Origin of the sequence: Serratia sp. SCBI (genome assembly GCF_000747565.1) — a bacterium.
Taxonomy (GTDB): Bacteria; Pseudomonadota; Gammaproteobacteria; order Enterobacterales; family Enterobacteriaceae; genus Serratia; species Serratia ureilytica.
Genome location: NZ_CP003424.1, coordinates 2,082,851 through 2,096,547 on the forward strand (window position 1 = coordinate 2,082,851; position 13,697 = coordinate 2,096,547).

18 protein-coding genes and 1 pseudogene are annotated in these 13,697 nt (G+C 59.3%); 9 read left to right on the forward strand and 10 right to left on the reverse strand.

Translation table 11 applies throughout. The annotated features are described in order from the left end of the window. Window positions 1-101 precede the first annotated feature (101 nt). The 3 genes and pseudogenes from SERRSCBI_RS09725 to rluE all read right to left on the reverse strand — a co-directional run bounded on the left by SERRSCBI_RS09725 (window position 102) and on the right by rluE (window position 1,544). Window positions 102-548, reverse strand: a complete 447-nt coding sequence (locus SERRSCBI_RS09725) for an NUDIX hydrolase (protein WP_004941205.1) — start codon at window positions 546-548, stop codon at window positions 102-104. Window positions 549-557: 9 nt separating this feature from the next. Further along, window positions 558-896: a lysozyme inhibitor LprI family protein gene (locus SERRSCBI_RS09730; RefSeq protein ID WP_033652068.1), complete on the reverse strand. Its 339-nt coding sequence runs from the start codon at window positions 894-896 to the stop codon at window positions 558-560. A gap of 22 nt (window positions 897-918) precedes the next feature. Further along, a pseudogene (gene rluE, locus SERRSCBI_RS09735) lies at window positions 919-1,544 on the reverse strand (23S rRNA pseudouridine(2457) synthase RluE). A gap of 131 nt (window positions 1,545-1,675) precedes the next feature. Between rluE and icd the strand changes: the two are divergent. Beyond that, the gene (icd, locus tag SERRSCBI_RS09740; protein ID WP_015377612.1) at window positions 1,676-2,929 is read left to right on the forward strand and encodes an NADP-dependent isocitrate dehydrogenase; all 1,254 of its coding nucleotides are present in this window, start codon (window positions 1,676-1,678) and stop codon (window positions 2,927-2,929) included. Window positions 2,930-3,001: 72 nt separating this feature from the next. On the opposite strand, the gene uspF is transcribed toward icd, so the two are convergent. The 3 genes from uspF to SERRSCBI_RS09755 form a co-directional block, all read right to left on the reverse strand. Continuing rightward, on the reverse strand, window positions 3,002-3,451 hold the full coding sequence (gene uspF, locus SERRSCBI_RS09745; RefSeq protein ID WP_042784284.1) for a universal stress protein UspF: 450 nt from the start codon (window positions 3,449-3,451) through the stop codon (window positions 3,002-3,004). 217 nt (window positions 3,452-3,668) lie between these two features. Continuing rightward, window positions 3,669-3,896 (reverse strand): YgdI/YgdR family lipoprotein, encoded by a 228-nt coding sequence (locus SERRSCBI_RS09750; protein ID WP_019454813.1) that lies wholly within the window; start codon window positions 3,894-3,896, stop codon window positions 3,669-3,671. A gap of 12 nt (window positions 3,897-3,908) precedes the next feature. Then, window positions 3,909-4,142 carry a YgdI/YgdR family lipoprotein gene (locus tag SERRSCBI_RS09755; RefSeq protein ID WP_042784285.1) on the reverse strand — a complete coding sequence of 78 codons (234 nt, stop codon included), beginning with the start codon at window positions 4,140-4,142 and terminating at the stop codon, window positions 3,909-3,911. Window positions 4,143-4,504: 362 nt separating this feature from the next. Between SERRSCBI_RS09755 and tolA the strand changes: the two genes are divergently transcribed. Next, on the forward strand, window positions 4,505-4,942 hold the full coding sequence (gene tolA / locus SERRSCBI_RS09760; RefSeq protein ID WP_042784286.1) for a cell envelope integrity protein TolA: 438 nt from the start codon (window positions 4,505-4,507) through the stop codon (window positions 4,940-4,942). A 157-nt stretch (window positions 4,943-5,099) separates the two neighbouring features. Here the strand turns inward: tolA and SERRSCBI_RS09765 are convergent, their stop codons facing one another. Beyond that, the gene (locus SERRSCBI_RS09765; RefSeq protein ID WP_042784287.1) at window positions 5,100-5,390 is read right to left on the reverse strand and encodes a hypothetical protein; all 291 of its coding nucleotides are present in this window, start codon (window positions 5,388-5,390) and stop codon (window positions 5,100-5,102) included. Window positions 5,391-5,536: 146 nt separating this feature from the next. Here SERRSCBI_RS09765 and SERRSCBI_RS09770 point away from each other — a divergent pair, with 146 nt between their 5' ends. Next, window positions 5,537-5,956: a GNAT family N-acetyltransferase gene (locus SERRSCBI_RS09770; protein ID WP_042784288.1), complete on the forward strand. Its 420-nt coding sequence runs from the start codon at window positions 5,537-5,539 to the stop codon at window positions 5,954-5,956. Here SERRSCBI_RS09770 and SERRSCBI_RS09775 read toward each other — a convergent pair. Then, window positions 5,953-6,165 (reverse strand): hypothetical protein, encoded by a 213-nt coding sequence (locus SERRSCBI_RS09775; RefSeq protein ID WP_042784289.1) that lies wholly within the window; start codon window positions 6,163-6,165, stop codon window positions 5,953-5,955. The genes SERRSCBI_RS09770 and SERRSCBI_RS09775 overlap by 4 nt on opposite strands. Before the next feature lie 92 nt (window positions 6,166-6,257). Then, window positions 6,258-7,373, reverse strand: a complete 1,116-nt coding sequence (locus SERRSCBI_RS09780; RefSeq protein ID WP_042784291.1) for an AI-2E family transporter — start codon at window positions 7,371-7,373, stop codon at window positions 6,258-6,260. 295 nt (window positions 7,374-7,668) lie between these two features. Between SERRSCBI_RS09780 and SERRSCBI_RS24905 the strand changes: the two genes are divergently transcribed. Continuing rightward, window positions 7,669-7,806, forward strand: coding sequence for a hypothetical protein (locus SERRSCBI_RS24905; RefSeq protein ID WP_016928056.1), 138 nt, complete (start codon window positions 7,669-7,671; stop codon window positions 7,804-7,806). A 72-nt stretch (window positions 7,807-7,878) separates the two neighbouring features. On the opposite strand, the gene SERRSCBI_RS09785 is transcribed toward SERRSCBI_RS24905, so the two are convergent. Then, complete coding sequence (locus SERRSCBI_RS09785) at window positions 7,879-9,090, reverse strand: CynX/NimT family MFS transporter (RefSeq protein ID WP_042784293.1); 1,212 nt, start codon at window positions 9,088-9,090, stop codon at window positions 7,879-7,881. A gap of 232 nt (window positions 9,091-9,322) precedes the next feature. Here SERRSCBI_RS09785 and SERRSCBI_RS09790 point away from each other — a divergent pair, with 232 nt between their 5' ends. The 5 genes from SERRSCBI_RS09790 to SERRSCBI_RS09810 all read left to right on the forward strand — a co-directional run bounded on the left by SERRSCBI_RS09790 (window position 9,323) and on the right by SERRSCBI_RS09810 (window position 13,697). Beyond that, entirely contained in the window at window positions 9,323-9,781 is a 459-nt protein-coding gene (locus SERRSCBI_RS09790; RefSeq protein WP_033652080.1) for a hypothetical protein, read from the forward strand. A 98-nt stretch (window positions 9,782-9,879) separates the two neighbouring features. Beyond that, window positions 9,880-10,296 carry a DUF2000 domain-containing protein gene (locus SERRSCBI_RS09795; RefSeq protein WP_004941246.1) on the forward strand — a complete coding sequence of 139 codons (417 nt, stop codon included), beginning with the start codon at window positions 9,880-9,882 and terminating at the stop codon, window positions 10,294-10,296. Window positions 10,297-10,368: 72 nt separating this feature from the next. Continuing rightward, entirely contained in the window at window positions 10,369-11,400 is a 1,032-nt protein-coding gene (locus tag SERRSCBI_RS09800; protein WP_042784296.1) for a LacI family DNA-binding transcriptional regulator, read from the forward strand. Between the two features lie 186 nt (window positions 11,401-11,586). After that, on the forward strand, window positions 11,587-12,510 hold the full coding sequence (locus tag SERRSCBI_RS09805) for a TIM barrel protein (protein WP_042784297.1): 924 nt from the start codon (window positions 11,587-11,589) through the stop codon (window positions 12,508-12,510). Between the two features lie 14 nt (window positions 12,511-12,524). Continuing rightward, entirely contained in the window at window positions 12,525-13,697 is a 1,173-nt protein-coding gene (locus tag SERRSCBI_RS09810; RefSeq protein WP_042784298.1) for a Gfo/Idh/MocA family protein, read from the forward strand.

The window sequence follows — 13,697 nt, forward strand, 5'->3', positions numbered from 1 at the left end:
TCTCACGAACTTGAACACGAACCGTGCTGATAAAAACAAGCGCAGGATTTTACCACGTTGCCCGCGCTGGCGCACTGTTCATCTTGTGCTGCCCGGCGCCCTCAATGCGGCCAGGCGAAGCTGCCGACCAGCGACAGCGGGTAGCGCTCCGGCTGCTGGTAGCTGCGAATGCTCTCGGCCACCAGCGCGGAACGCAGGTTGGGCGCCTGCAAAATCTCGTCGGCGCTCAACCACAGGCAGCGATCGATGTCGCTGTCGTGCGGCTCGGTCGGCAGCGGCTGTTCCAGCTCGATGACGAAGCAAAACCGCAGGAACGGCGTGCGATCCGGCGCAATCCATTGGTGCAGACGTAAAAACGCCTGCGGCGTGGCGCGGATGCCGGTCTCTTCCCACAGCTCGCGCTCGGCGGCCTGCACCAGCGTCTCGTCGGCTTCCAGATGGCCGGCCGGCTGGTTCCACAGCGCTTTGCCGTTGATGGTCTCTTCGACAATTAAAAATTTGCCGGCGGCGTGCACCACGCAGGCCACGGTGACGTGCGGTTTGAACATGCGGTCTCCTTACAGCGGTTTGTCGATGCGCCGATAGATATCGTCCAGCTCGGCGATGCGGGTGCGGTAGCTTTTGAGCAGACAGGCGGTGTCGCCACCGCACCGCTGGCGTTTTGCCAGCCAGGCCTGCTGGCTGTCCTGCATCGCGCCGCGCGCGCCCATGGCGAACAGGCCGCGCAGCAATTGGTATTGGGTGGCCATTTGCACATCCAAATCGTTCAGCGTGCGGTTGGCGCAGATGGCTTGCTCATCGCGGCTTGCCGCCTTGGCGCAGTCGAAGCTGGCGGCCTGGGCGGCGAACGGGGCCGCCAGAGCGGCGAGCAGCAGCGCGATCGGCGTGGATTTCATGGCGCCTCCATCAGTTATCGGTCTACAGAGAATCGATGCTTTTCCATTCACCAGGCTGCAGTGAGCCCAGCGAAAGATTACCCATACTGTAGCGAATCAGGCGCAGGGTAGGGAACCCGATATGCGCCGTCATGCGACGCACCTGGCGGTTTCGCCCTTCGAACAGGGTGATTTTCAGCCAACTGGTGGGGATGGATTTACGCTCGCGGATCGGCGGGTTGCGCGGCCATAGCCACTGCGGCTCGGCCACCAACTCAACACCGGCGGGTAGCGTCGGGCCGTCTTTCAGCGTAACGCCGCAGCGCAATGGCGCCAGATCGCTCTCCTGCGGCGCGCCCTCGACCTGCACATAGTAGATTTTGCCGGTGCGCTTGCCCGGCTGGGTGAGCTGCGCCTGCAGCTGGCCGTCGTTGGTCAGCACCAGCAGCCCTTCGCTGTCGCGATCCAGGCGCCCGGCGGCGTAAACGTCGGGGAAGGGGATGTACTCTTTCAGCGTGGCGCGGCCGGCTTCATCGGTGAACTGCGGCAGCACGTCGAATGGCTTGTTGAATAACACAATTCGACGCGGCCCCTCGGCGCGGCGGGTTTGGCGGCATTCGGCTTGCTGAATCGTTTAACGTTGTGATTTCTAACAGAGAATTTTTTCATAACAGTTGAGATTACGGATGATAAGCGCATTATAACCGAATCCGTTTCGGATTGGCGCGGACCGAATATTCAAGTAGTATCTACACGCATCTTACAAAGCATTAACAAAATTGCGCTTGAAGGAGAGGTTGATGGAAAGCAAAGTAGTTGTTCCGGCAGAAGGTAAAAAAATCACGGTTGACGCCCAGGGTAAACTGGTTGTTCCTCATAACCCGATCATCCCGTTCATCGAAGGCGACGGCATCGGCGTTGACGTGACTCCTGCCATGATCCACGTGGTTGATGCGGCCGTTAAAAAGGCTTACCACGGCGAACGTAAAATCTCCTGGATGGAAATCTACACCGGCGAAAAATCTACCCACGTTTACGGTAAAGACGTGTGGCTGCCGGACGAAACTCTGGACCTGATCCGCGACTACCGCGTCGCCATCAAAGGCCCCCTGACCACCCCGGTCGGCGGCGGCATCCGTTCTCTGAACGTGGCCCTGCGCCAGCAGCTGGACCTGTACGTGTGCCTGCGCCCGGTGCGTTACTACCAGGGCACCCCAAGCCCGGTGAAACAGCCTGAGCTGACCGACATGGTGATCTTCCGCGAAAACGCCGAAGACATCTACGCCGGCATCGAGTGGAAAGCCGGCTCCGCCGAAGCGGACAAAGTGATCAAATTCCTGCGTGACGAAATGGGCGTGAAGAAAATCCGCTTCCCGGAGCAGTGCGGTATCGGCGTGAAGCCATGCTCTGAAGAAGGGACCAAGCGTCTGGTGCGCGCGGCGATCGAATACGCCATCACCAACGACCGCGACTCCGTGACCCTGGTTCACAAAGGCAACATCATGAAGTTCACCGAAGGTGCCTTCAAGGATTGGGGCTATGAGCTGGCGCGCGAAGAGTTCGGCGGCGAGCTGATCGACGGCGGCCCATGGCTGAAGATCAAGAACCCGAACACCGGCAAAGAGATCGTGGTTAAAGACGTGATCGCCGACGCCTTCCTGCAGCAAATCCTGCTGCGCCCGGCGGAATACGACGTGATCGCCTGTATGAACCTGAACGGCGACTACATCTCCGACGCCCTGGCGGCCCAGGTAGGCGGTATCGGCATCGCGCCGGGCGCCAACATTGGCTCTGACTGCGCGCTGTTCGAAGCGACTCACGGCACCGCGCCGAAGTACGCCGGCCAGGACAAAGTGAACCCAGGCTCCATCATCCTGTCCGCAGAGATGATGCTGCGCCACATGGGCTGGTTCGAAGCGGCTGACCTGATCGTTAAAGGCATGGAAGGCGCCATCGCCGCCAAGACCGTGACCTATGACTTCGAACGCCTGATGGAAGGCGCTAAGCTGCTGAAATGTTCAGAGTTTGGCGACGCTATCGTTAAACACATGTAAGTGTGTTTGCGTTTGAATGAGAGCGGGAGCCTAAGGGCTCCCGTTTTTTATTGTTCAAATGAGCAAGCGATTTTAAGCGTTAGCCGATTCACGCACGACCAGCACCGGGCAATTGGCGTGGCGCACCACCGCGGTGGCATTCGAGCCGAGGAGGTAAGTCATTGCAGAAGGGCGGTTGGAACCCATCACAATAATCTCCGCGTTAAGCGCATCGGCGAGTTCCAGGATCTGATCTTTGGGATCGCCGACGGCGACATGCGTGGTCACTCGATCCTCGGGAACGCTGAATTGTTTTGCCGCTTTCGCCAGCCCCTCGGTCGCTATCGCAATGGTTTCATCTTTGGTTTCCACCGCCGCCGTGGCGGCAAAGCCGAAGGCCGCGTAGGTGGCGCGCGACGGGATCACCGCCAGGAAATGGACGTGGGAGTCTTCGAGCCTGGCGAGCGCGTTGACATGCGGGATGACCTGCTGTGTTAATTCCGGCTCGGTAATATCCACGGGAACCAAAATAGTTTTGTACATACTCCCTCCTTATCGTTTTAAAAAACTCCACTTATCGGATTATAGCCGTTCGACGCCGGGAAAGGGGAGATCCGTATGGCAAACCTGGCAACGTTGTCTGCTGAAATGTCAGGCGTTTATCGACGTTATCGTTAAACGCCAATGGGCGCGCTTACTGTTTGAATAGAAAGGGAGCCATCGGCTCCCTTTGTTTTAGCAGGCTCAGATTATCGGAACCTTAATGAGGGATTTCCGACACCTCTTTGACTTCCGTCTTGTTGATTTGCTGTTTGACGCCATTGGCGTCGGTATACCCGATCAACCCGGCAGAAGTCTCTTTCGGTTTGCCGTCACTGATGATCGTTCGGCCATCGTGGGTATGAATAGCGTAGCTGGTGCGTGTGCAGCCTGACAGTGCAGCGATGGCAACCAGCGCGATCGCGGGAAGAACAAGCGCTTTTTTCATTTGAAGCTCCTTTTAGTTATTCAACTCACTCATGTTTGCAATCTGGTCTCGATTGATCTGTTCCGTTTTGCCCGTTTCAGCATTTCGATAGGAGACCAATCCGGTATCTTTATCGATCTGGGGCTTGCCGTCGGTAATAATGGTTTTGCCGTCCGTCGTTTTGATCGCCTGATTGGAAGCGCAGCCCACCAGGGACATCAATGCTGTTGCCGCCAGCAGCGCGGCAAAGGGGCGTTTGCTTTTCATACCTACCATCTTGGTTACTTAAACAAATTTAATATCAGGAAAGTAAGTATAGGCAGATTTTCCAGATTGCCAGGGTTGAAAGCGCTTCTAATGGGATAAAAAATTAAGAATAACTTAATTTATTGATGGAGTGATTACTCGTTCGGATAACAAGGTTATCGATAGGTCAGGGTTTTCAGCTGTACGCCCCGCCTGGGGAGCTATGGCTTCATGTCATCATCGGCCCTCGATTCTCCGCATGCCGATGCTTGATACTCGCAATGTCTCTGGCGGTTTGGCGTTAATTCTGTATAAGTATGCGCCGGGGATCTTGTCGAATACCACGTTGATTTCAGCTGACTATCATCCATAAGGACAGGGATATGAAAATCACGCATTCAGGCTATAAAACCGGCGCCGCCACATTATTGGCGGCGATGCTCGCGCTGGCATTAACGGGGTGTGCCAAGAGCACCGCCCCCAGCCAAACCGATCCGGTGAATAAAGAGGTTGACGATCTTTTCGCCAACCTTGGCAACCCAAAGGCGCCGGGAAAAGAGGAATTACATTACCTGTCTCAGGTGCAAGCGGAGATCCAACGCCATTTTAAAGACGCCGAAACCTACTCAGGCAGAAGTTGTACATTAAGCATCAAGCTGGCGCCGGATGGCCTGCTGATCAGCATTCGGGCTGATCAAGGGGATCCGGAACTTTGCCAGGCCGCGATAAAGGCAATCGTCAATGCACGTTTGCCTAAACCGCCAACGGCCGCGGTTTACGAAGCGGTCAAAAGCAGCACGTTGGAATTTCGCCCGCAGTGAAAATAAACGGCACTGCGATGCCAGACAATTAAACCAAAGTCACAGGCCGTATTTTCATGCGGCCTGTGAGTATTGGGTTGTGCAATATTTCGTATAGCGCTTCCTCATGCTAAAGCCCGTTTTTTCGGCATTATTTCACGGCATGTGGCGCCACTCTCTACCGATACATCATCGCGCTCACGCGCTCGCTTCGGTCTTTAAAACCGTTGCTGCGCATCGTTACCACATAGTAGCGATAGTGGTGTTTCTGTGCGTATTCGCGCACCAGATCTTCGGCGAACAGGCCGCTGAAGGTGACGGTGGTGACGAACGTCAGCCCTTTCACTTCGTAGGTGCCGATCTCTTGCGGGGTGCCGATATACGGCGGCGGGAACACGGTTTTGTGGAACTGGCAGCCGGCCAGCAGCAGGGTAAACAGCAGGGCGGCGGAGATTTGCGGTATGCTCATCGGGAAATGCTTTCCTTCCTTGGCGTGTGTTTTGGTAACTCTATAATAGGATTACAAAATTCGACCGGGATGTAAAAACTATCCCGCCGCGGTTGCCGTTTCGTTGATGCGGTATCTCCGTTATCCATCAGAACGAGGATTAAAACATGTTTGTTCGCCAGGCCACCGACAGCGATGCCGCAGCCCTGATCGCCCTCGACAGCGTCGCCGAATACGAGCCGCAGCGCGCGGCGCAGATCCGCGCCTGGTGCGGGCAGGGCGTCTGTTATCTTGCCGAGGAGCAGGGCATGGCGATGGGATACGGTGTGCTGCACTATCACTTCTTCGGCTGCGGCTTTGTGGAGATGCTGATGGTCGGCGAGCGCTATCGCCGCCGGGGCGTCGGGCAGGCGCTGATTGCGGCGCTTAAGTTGCACTGCCGGCACCCGAAGCTGTTCACCTCCACCAATCACTCCAACCTGCCGATGCAGCGGCTGCTGTTGAACGCCGGGTTTGTCGCCAGCGGCCAAATTGACAATCTCGATGACGGCGATCCGGAGCAGGTCTTTTTTACCCCGCTGCGCTAATACAGCCGGACATCCACCGCCTGCTGTTGCAGCCAGGTGCTGACGTAGCCATAAGCGGCATAGAAGGCCAGCAGCGCGAAGATCAGCACGGAAAGCGAGGCCAAAAATTTGACGTCGCCCTGCTTCGAAAACTGATAAGCGCAAGAGATAAAGGCCAGCAGGCACAGCAGGGTGAAGGCGATGGCCAGCGTGGCGTAGAGAATAAGCATAACGAAACCCGTTCTTCCTTGTGAGCGCGGCAAGGATACCACAGACAAAAAAGGGGCCCAAACGGGCCCCGGTGCGATACGGCGCGAGAGGTTTACTCCGCCGCGTCGGGATGATTCTTGCCTTCTTCGATGAATTCTTCGTCGATCTCTTCGATGTTTTCCTTGCTGTCGCGGCCGGACAGGATGTTCCAGCAGGCGATGAACAGCGCGGCGATCAATGGCCCGATGACGAAGCCGTTAATGCCGTAAATCTCCATGCCACCCAGGGTGGAGATCAGGATCAGGTAGTCCGGCATTTTGGTGTCTTTGCCTACCAGCAGCGGGCGCAGAATGTTGTCCACCAGGCCGATTACGACCACGAAGAACACCACCAGGAAGATGCCTTTCCACAGCATGCCGGTGGCGAAGAAGTAGATCACCGCCGGCACCCAGATGATGGCGGAGCCCACGGCGGGGATGATCGACAGGAACGCCATCAGCGCGCCCCACAGCAAGCTGCCGTCGATGCCGGTAAAGTAAAACGCCAGCCCGCCGAGCGCGCCTTGCACCACGGCGACCACCACCGTGCCCTTGACGGTGGCGCGGGAGACGGCGGCGAACTTCACGAACAGGTGGTGCTTCACGTGCTGTGAGAGCGGCAGCGCTTCGAGCGCCAGGTTCACCAGGTACGGGCCGTCTTTCAGCAGGAAGAACAGCAGGTAGAGCATCACGCCGAAGCCGACGACGAAGTTGAAGGTGCCTTTGCCGATCAGGAACACGCTGCCCGCCAGGTATTGCCCGCCCTTGAGCGCCACCTCGGAAAGTTGTTTTTGGATCTCGGCGGCGCTGTTGAGGTTATGTTCCGCCAGGAAGCGCTGCGCCCAGCCGGGCAGATGACGCATGAAGTCCGCCAGCATGGTCGGCAATTGGCTGTTGTTGGTCTGCAGCTTGGTGTAAATCATGTTGAATTCCATCGCCAGCGATGAGGCGATGATCGCTAACGGCGTGAACACGATCAGGCAGATCAGCGCCACCGTCAGCAGCGACACCACGCCGTTGCGTTCGCCGACGTACAGTTTCAACTTCTTTTTCACCGGATGGAAAATCACCGCCAGAATAACCGCCCACAGCACCGAGGAGTAATAAGGCCCCAGCACGTCGAGAAAGGCGGCGGTAACGATGAACAGGATCAGAATAAAGAATCCCTTGGAAATGCCTTTAGACATCATAGTCGTCCCTCAAAAGATGAATTTTCAGCATAGATGAACTGAATGAAAACAACACTATCATTACCTTTGCTTATCCGGTAGGGGATTTTTAACGGCGTATTCCATAGGGTTACTAAGGGGAAAGGAGGGCGCCGCGCGAGGCTCAGGCAGCGACGCAAGGAAAGAAAGAACGCTAAATAGTTAACAAAATTTATTGATTGTGTTTCATTTTGTGTGTTGCGCTTGCCGCCTGCGCCAGGCTTTCCTAGTGTTGATGAGGGCGGCCGTTCGCCCGATACCACGCAGGAGTATGCAAATGACAGAACACAAACGACTTGCCGTTATCGAAAAGGCATTGCTGATCGCTTTCGCCGGTCTGCTGATTTATCTTGTTGCGACCGGCGCCTTGTCATTGTCGGGCCTGGATCATCACTGGCCTTATCCTTCACGATAAGCACGCGCCCGCACCAGGGAATATTCAGCACCGCTAATAATAAATAGAACCTCCTTTCTCATTATTGCGCCATTACGCCGCATTGCGCGGCTCGCGGCGAAAAATCAGCGCCAATCCCGCCCCTGACACCGCCGCCGCCAGCACCAGCCACGCCGGCGCCGCCCAACCGGCCGCGGCCACGATGGCGCTCAGCGCGACCGGGCCGATCACCTGGCCGAGGTAGTTCCCCTGCATCACCAACCCCAGACTCAGCGGCAGCAGCGTGGGCTCCGGCGTCGCCGCCGGCGTGGCGGCCAGAATGGTGGTGGGCAGCATGCCGGCGATGGCGCAGAACAGGAAGCACAGTGGGATCAGCAGGCCATTGGGCGTCATCGGCAGGAAAATGCCGATGCCGAAGATGCCGATGACCAGGCTGGTGGCCGCGAGCAGGCTACCGGCCCGCAGACCGCGCGACAGCAAGAACCCGGCGGCGAGGTTGCCGATGATGTTCGCCGCCACCGCCGCTGCGCTGATGCCGCCGGCGACCGCCAGCGTCAGACTGATGCGCTGCATCAGAAAGATCGGTAAAAAGGTCATCACCGAGAAAAACTGCAGGTTATAAGCGGTGAACATCAGCGCCAGCAACAGCGGCTGGCGCGCCCGCAGCATCGCGCCCAGCGCTTGCCGCAGCGGCAACGGCGGAGCGTGCGCGTCGGCGGCGCGGCGCGGCGTGGTCAGCGGCAGCAGCAGCGCGGCCAGCAGCGTCAGCGCCGCACCGGCCTGCCAGTTCTGTTGCCAGCCCGCCAGGTGAGGGCCGAAAAACAGCGAAATGGCGATGCCCGCCGGCATGAAGGTGCTCCAGATGCCGAACACCAGGCTGCGCTGCGCCGGGGCGACGATGCGGTTTAGCACCGCCGGCGAGGCGACCACCACGATGACGAAGCCGAGGCCTTCGACAAAGCGGCTGACGATCAAGCCGCTGAAGTCGTGCAGCGTGGCGCCGGTAAAGCTGGCGGCGCTGACGATCAGCAATCCCAGCGCCAGCAGGCGCCGATCGCCCCAGCGGCGCACCAGCAGCCCGGCGGCGATGCCGCCGAACACCCCGACGAAAGGAAACGCCGAGATGACCCAGCTTAGCGTCTCCAGTGAACGGCCAAACTCGGCCTGCAGCGCCGGCAAGGCAATGGTGGCCTTGCCCACGTGCAGCGCCGCAGCGATGCCGGCGAACAGCACATTGATGACGGCTAGCCAGGGCGTGGCGGCGGGGGAAACGCGGTCAATGGCGTTCGGTTTAATCGCAGTCATAACACTCTCCAGTGGCGGTAATGCCCTCACTATGCGTCTGCGCTACGACAGAAGTCGTTCAAATGCTGCGCTGTCACGCGGGGAAATTATTCATTTCGAGCTTTATTTTGCGCGCCTCGTTGTTTGGTTCGCCAGCGTGCCGCCCTGCGTGGACGCGGGTGCCCGTTCAGCGGTTTACTGTTCCGGCACGCAGCGAGCGTGCCCGATCAATTTTATTTATAAGGAGCAGTGTATGTCAGAGATGATGAATGAAAACGGAGCGCCGGTGATGGAGTGGAGCTACGGTGGCCGGGGTGACGATATCAGCAGCAGCCTGACCTTCGACACGGTAGAGGAACAGCCGCATGGCTTCCTGATGACGGTCGATCGGCCGGTTCAGATCTTCAAAGAGGCGCTGTCGCCGCTGATGGCCTTTGTCACGCTGCTGCGTCCGCTGTATGCGAAGACGGGCGAGGGATTCCAGTTCGTGCCGGTTTCCAACCCCTGGACCGATGTGCAGCGCCTGCCGCCAAGCGCCGGTTATCTGGGCGTGCAGGTCAACGCCGGCCTGTTCTTCCACGGGGCCAAACCGACGCACTATAAAGATCGCGACGGCCAGATGAAACCGATCGACGGCGGTACTGTCCTGCAGAACATCACCGTGCTGCATCAGGTGGCGCAGCCGCAGGGCCCGGGCGAAGGCGGGATCTGAGGCTGAAACGTTATCACGGGGCTGGACGCGGCCCTTATCTCGCCTTGAAAACCGCCCTTGGCTTGGGTAAAAAGGGTTGTCTATTCAAGGAGAAGAGTATGTACAGCGACAACGAGAAAAAATTCTACATCATCCTCAACCGCAACCACGAACCGGCCACGCTGTTTAACGCCTCCTGCCATCTGACGGCGGGCATCACCGATCTTATCGAGCAGCGCGAGTTTCACCACTACCCGAGCAGCCTCGACGGCGTCAGCGCCAATATGAGCCACTACCCGATCGTCATCCTGCAGGCCAAGAACAGCAGCCAGCTCAGCAACCTGATCCTCAAATGCAAGGAGGAGGGCGTGCTGTCCAACTTCTTCACCACCACCATGCTGTCGCATTCCGCCGAGCAGCAGATCGCCGACACCGCCAATACCCCCTACGAGCAGTTGGACTTCGTAGCGGTAGCGCTCTACGGCGACACTGAACAGCTTAAGCCGCTCACCAAGAAGTTCTCCGTCTACCGTTAATCGCGAACGGCGTCACATCAGGGGCGGCAACGGCTATGATATTTTTCCATCAAATCGTTGATGGAGATGAACATGAGCGGCAAGAAAACCACCATGGCGGCCATCGCCAGAGAGGCGCGGGTCGGCATCGCCACCGTCGATCGGGTGATCAACCAACGCGCGTCGGTGCGGCCCGCCACCCAGCGCCGGGTGATTGAGGCGGCGAAAAAGTTGGGGTTCGCGTTGGAGAAGTCCCACTGCCTGTCGGCGGTGCTGGGCAGGCCGGAGCGCCGCCTGAGAATGGGGTTCATCCTGCTGCGACGCGAACACTCTTTCTATGCGCAACTGGCTGATGAACTGATGGCGCAAGCGGCGCCGTATCATGAGCCGGGTCAGCCGCCGCAGTTCATCTTCCACTCTCTCAATGCCATCGGCGACACCGCCGCCGCCATTAGCCAATTGAGCCGCCAGGTGGAAGCGATCGGCGTGCTGACGCTGGATCACCCCCTGATCCACTATGCCGTAGAAGAAGCCGCCCAGGCGGGCATCAACGTTTTCGCGCTGCTGTCGGATTTATCGGTGCCCAGCCGCGCCGGCTACATCGGTCTGGATAATCAAAAAGCGGGTCGCACCGCCGGCTGGGCGGTGGATCGTCTGTGCCGGCGTCAGGGCGACGTCGGCGTGATCATCGGCGACAACCGTTTTACTTGCCAGGAAGCCTGCGAGATCGGTTTTCGCTCCTACCTGCGTGAGCAGATGAGCGGCCAGCGTGTGCTGGAACCGGTGCGCAGCCTTGAGGACGCGGAAACGGCGCGCCGGGTCACGCGTGAACTGCTGGCGAACCACCCGGAACTGGCGGCGCTTTACGCGCCGAGCGGCGGTGTGGAGGGCATTATTCAGGCGTTGCGAGAGAGCGGCCGGCAGCGCGACATCACGCTGGTGTGCCACGGCCCGGTGCAGGGCGGTGAAATGGCGCTGCTCGACGGCACGGTGGATCTGCTGCTGTGCCACCGCATTCCCGAATTGGCCGCCACGATCGTCGAGACGTTACTCGCCGCCGATGAACAACCGGGATTACGCCACATCATTAATCGCTTCGATGTGATCACCAAAGAAAACCTCTGACGGCCGCTGAGTGGTGGTTGCCGAGGTCAGGGCGCAGCCAGGTGCCGCCTGAATTTGATTAAAAACTATCAAATAATTTATCAAAAATAGCGCGATCTCTATCAAAAAATAAAATTTTCATTATTGATGGTTTTGGAATTTTTGTTTGATACTGCCGGCATTCCCCGCAAAAAAGGAGCCGTCGCCATGACTTTGCCTATCGCCAATGCGCCCTGCAGTTGGGGCGTGGATGATCCTAACAACCCCCATTTGCCGCCCTATGCCACGGTTCTGCAAGAAGCGTCGGCGGCCGGCTACCGCAGCATCGAGCTGGGGCCGTGGGGCTATCTGCCGACGCAGAGCGAGGCGCTGTGTGCCGCGCTGGAGCAGCATCGCCTGTCGCTGGTGGCCGGCACGATTTTTGACGATCTGGTCAGCGAGGCGAACATTGAGCGCCTGCTGGCCCTGACTCATCGGATATGCCGCAACCTCTCGCGGGCGCCCAGGGCGGAGCCGACCGAGGGCGATCGCGCAGCGCCGCCGTTCTTGGTGATTATCGATTTCGGCAATCCGCAACGCGCCAGGTTCGCCGGGCGTTCAGATTTAGCGCCGCGTTTGTCGCAGGCAGAGTGGCAGAGGATGATTGGGCACATTACGCGCATCAGCGAACTGGCCTGGCGGGAATACGGTGTGCGGCCGGTGGTGCATCCGCACGCCGGCGGCTGCATCGAGTTCGCCGACGAAATCGACCGGTTGGCGGCGGACATTCCGCATCACACCGCCGGATTGTGCCTGGATACCGGCCATCTGTATTACGCCGGGCTGGACCCGGCTGCCTGGCTGAGCAAGCACTTTGAGCGTCTTGATTATCTGCACTTCAAAGACGTCGATCCGCAGGTGTTCCGCGAGGTGCTGGCGCGCGGCGTCGATTTCTTCACCGCCTGCGCCGAGGGCGTCATGTGCCCGTTGGGCAGCGGGACGATCGATTATCCGCAGCTGCGCGCGCTGTTGGCCGAGCGCGGATACCGGGGCTGGATCACTATCGAGCAGGAGCGCGATCCGCGCAATGTGCAGGGCAGCCTGCAGGACGTCACCGCCAGCTTGCGCTACTTGCGCGGCCTCGGCTTTTAATCAGGAGAAACACGATGATCAACGGCAGCAAACCTTTGGCGAGATCGTTGCGCTGGGGCATGGTCGGCGGCGGCGGCACCAGCCAGATCGGTTACATCCATCGTTCGGCGGCCTTGCGCGACGGTGCGTTTACTCTGTTGGCCGGCGCGTTCGACATTGACGCCGAACGCGGGCGTGATTTTGGCCGGAGTCTGGGCGTGGCGGCGGAGCGCTGTTATGCGGATTATGCCGAAATGTTCCGCGCCGAAGCCGCGCGGGCGGAGGGCATCGAAGCGGTCTCGATCGCCACGCCGAACAACACCCATTACGCCATTTGCCGGGCGGCGCTGGAGGCGGGATTGCACGTGGTATGCGAGAAGCCGCTGTGTTTCAGCGTCGAAGAGGCGCAGGCGCTGGCGGCGCTGTGCGAGCGGCAGCGCAAAGTCATCGGCGTGACCTACGGCTATGCCGGGCACCAGATGATTTTGCAGGCCCGGCAGATGATTGCCGATGGCCGGCTGGGGGAAATTCGGCTGGTGAATATGCAGTTCGCCCACGGCTTTCACGCCGCGCCGGTGGAGCAGGATAATCCCAGCACTCGCTGGCGGGTCGATCCGCGCTTTGTCGGCCCCAGCTATGTGCTGGGCGATCTGGCGACCCACACGCTGTTCCTGGCGGAAACCATGGCGCCGCAGCTGAAGATCCGGCGGCTGCTCTGCAGTCGACAAAGCTTTGTGCCGTCGCGCGCGCCGTTGGAGGACAACGCCTATGTGCTGATGGAGTATCACAACGGCGCCATCGGCTCCGTGTGGGCTTCGGCGGTCAACTGCGGTTCGATGCATGGCCAAAAGGTGCGCATTGTCGGTGAAAAGGCCAGCCTGGAGTGGTGGGATGAACAACCCAATCAGCTGCGCTTCGAAGTGCAGGGCGAGCCGGTGCGGATCCTGGAGCGCGGCATGCCGTATCTCGCCGCGTCGGCGCTGGCGGACGATCGCATCGGCGGCGGCCATGCGGAGGGGCTGTTTGAAGCCTGGTCGAATCTCTACCGCCGCTTCGCGCTGGCGATGGACGCCACCGATCGGCGCGACGCAGCCTTCCTGGCCGACTTCTGGTACCCGGACGTGCAGGCCGGCGCGCTGGGCGTGAAGTGGGTGGCGCGCTGCGTGCAATCCGCCGAAACCGACGCCGGCTGGGTCGCCTTCGACTGA

What these genes read in the sequence shown, in the direction of transcription:
- SERRSCBI_RS09785 (WP_042784293.1), bottom strand. Translation starts at nt 9,090, where the DNA reads ATGACTGCGATTAAACCGAACGCCATTGACCGCGTTTCCCCCGCCGCC.
- tolA (WP_042784286.1), top strand. Translation starts at nt 4,505, where the DNA reads ATGAAAATCACGCATTCAGGCTATAAAACCGGCGCCGCCACATTATTG.
- SERRSCBI_RS09755 (WP_042784285.1), bottom strand. Translation starts at nt 4,142, where the DNA reads ATGAAAAGCAAACGCCCCTTTGCCGCGCTGCTGGCGGCAACAGCATTG.
- SERRSCBI_RS09750 (WP_019454813.1), bottom strand. Translation starts at nt 3,896, where the DNA reads ATGAAAAAAGCGCTTGTTCTTCCCGCGATCGCGCTGGTTGCCATCGCT.
- SERRSCBI_RS09765 (WP_042784287.1), bottom strand. Translation starts at nt 5,390, where the DNA reads ATGAGCATACCGCAAATCTCCGCCGCCCTGCTGTTTACCCTGCTGCTG.
- SERRSCBI_RS09810 (WP_042784298.1), top strand. Translation starts at nt 12,525, where the DNA reads ATGATCAACGGCAGCAAACCTTTGGCGAGATCGTTGCGCTGGGGCATG.
- SERRSCBI_RS09730 (WP_033652068.1), bottom strand. Translation starts at nt 896, where the DNA reads ATGAAATCCACGCCGATCGCGCTGCTGCTCGCCGCTCTGGCGGCCCCG.
- icd (WP_015377612.1), top strand. Translation starts at nt 1,676, where the DNA reads ATGGAAAGCAAAGTAGTTGTTCCGGCAGAAGGTAAAAAAATCACGGTT.
- uspF (WP_042784284.1), bottom strand. Translation starts at nt 3,451, where the DNA reads ATGTACAAAACTATTTTGGTTCCCGTGGATATTACCGAGCCGGAATTA.
- SERRSCBI_RS09780 (WP_042784291.1), bottom strand. Translation starts at nt 7,373, where the DNA reads ATGATGTCTAAAGGCATTTCCAAGGGATTCTTTATTCTGATCCTGTTC.
- SERRSCBI_RS09800 (WP_042784296.1), top strand. Translation starts at nt 10,369, where the DNA reads ATGAGCGGCAAGAAAACCACCATGGCGGCCATCGCCAGAGAGGCGCGG.
- SERRSCBI_RS09770 (WP_042784288.1), top strand. Translation starts at nt 5,537, where the DNA reads ATGTTTGTTCGCCAGGCCACCGACAGCGATGCCGCAGCCCTGATCGCC.
- SERRSCBI_RS09795 (WP_004941246.1), top strand. Translation starts at nt 9,880, where the DNA reads ATGTACAGCGACAACGAGAAAAAATTCTACATCATCCTCAACCGCAAC.
- SERRSCBI_RS09805 (WP_042784297.1), top strand. Translation starts at nt 11,587, where the DNA reads ATGACTTTGCCTATCGCCAATGCGCCCTGCAGTTGGGGCGTGGATGAT.
- SERRSCBI_RS24905 (WP_016928056.1), top strand. Translation starts at nt 7,669, where the DNA reads ATGACAGAACACAAACGACTTGCCGTTATCGAAAAGGCATTGCTGATC.
- SERRSCBI_RS09790 (WP_033652080.1), top strand. Translation starts at nt 9,323, where the DNA reads ATGTCAGAGATGATGAATGAAAACGGAGCGCCGGTGATGGAGTGGAGC.
- SERRSCBI_RS09725 (WP_004941205.1), bottom strand. Translation starts at nt 548, where the DNA reads ATGTTCAAACCGCACGTCACCGTGGCCTGCGTGGTGCACGCCGCCGGC.
- SERRSCBI_RS09775 (WP_042784289.1), bottom strand. Translation starts at nt 6,165, where the DNA reads ATGCTTATTCTCTACGCCACGCTGGCCATCGCCTTCACCCTGCTGTGC.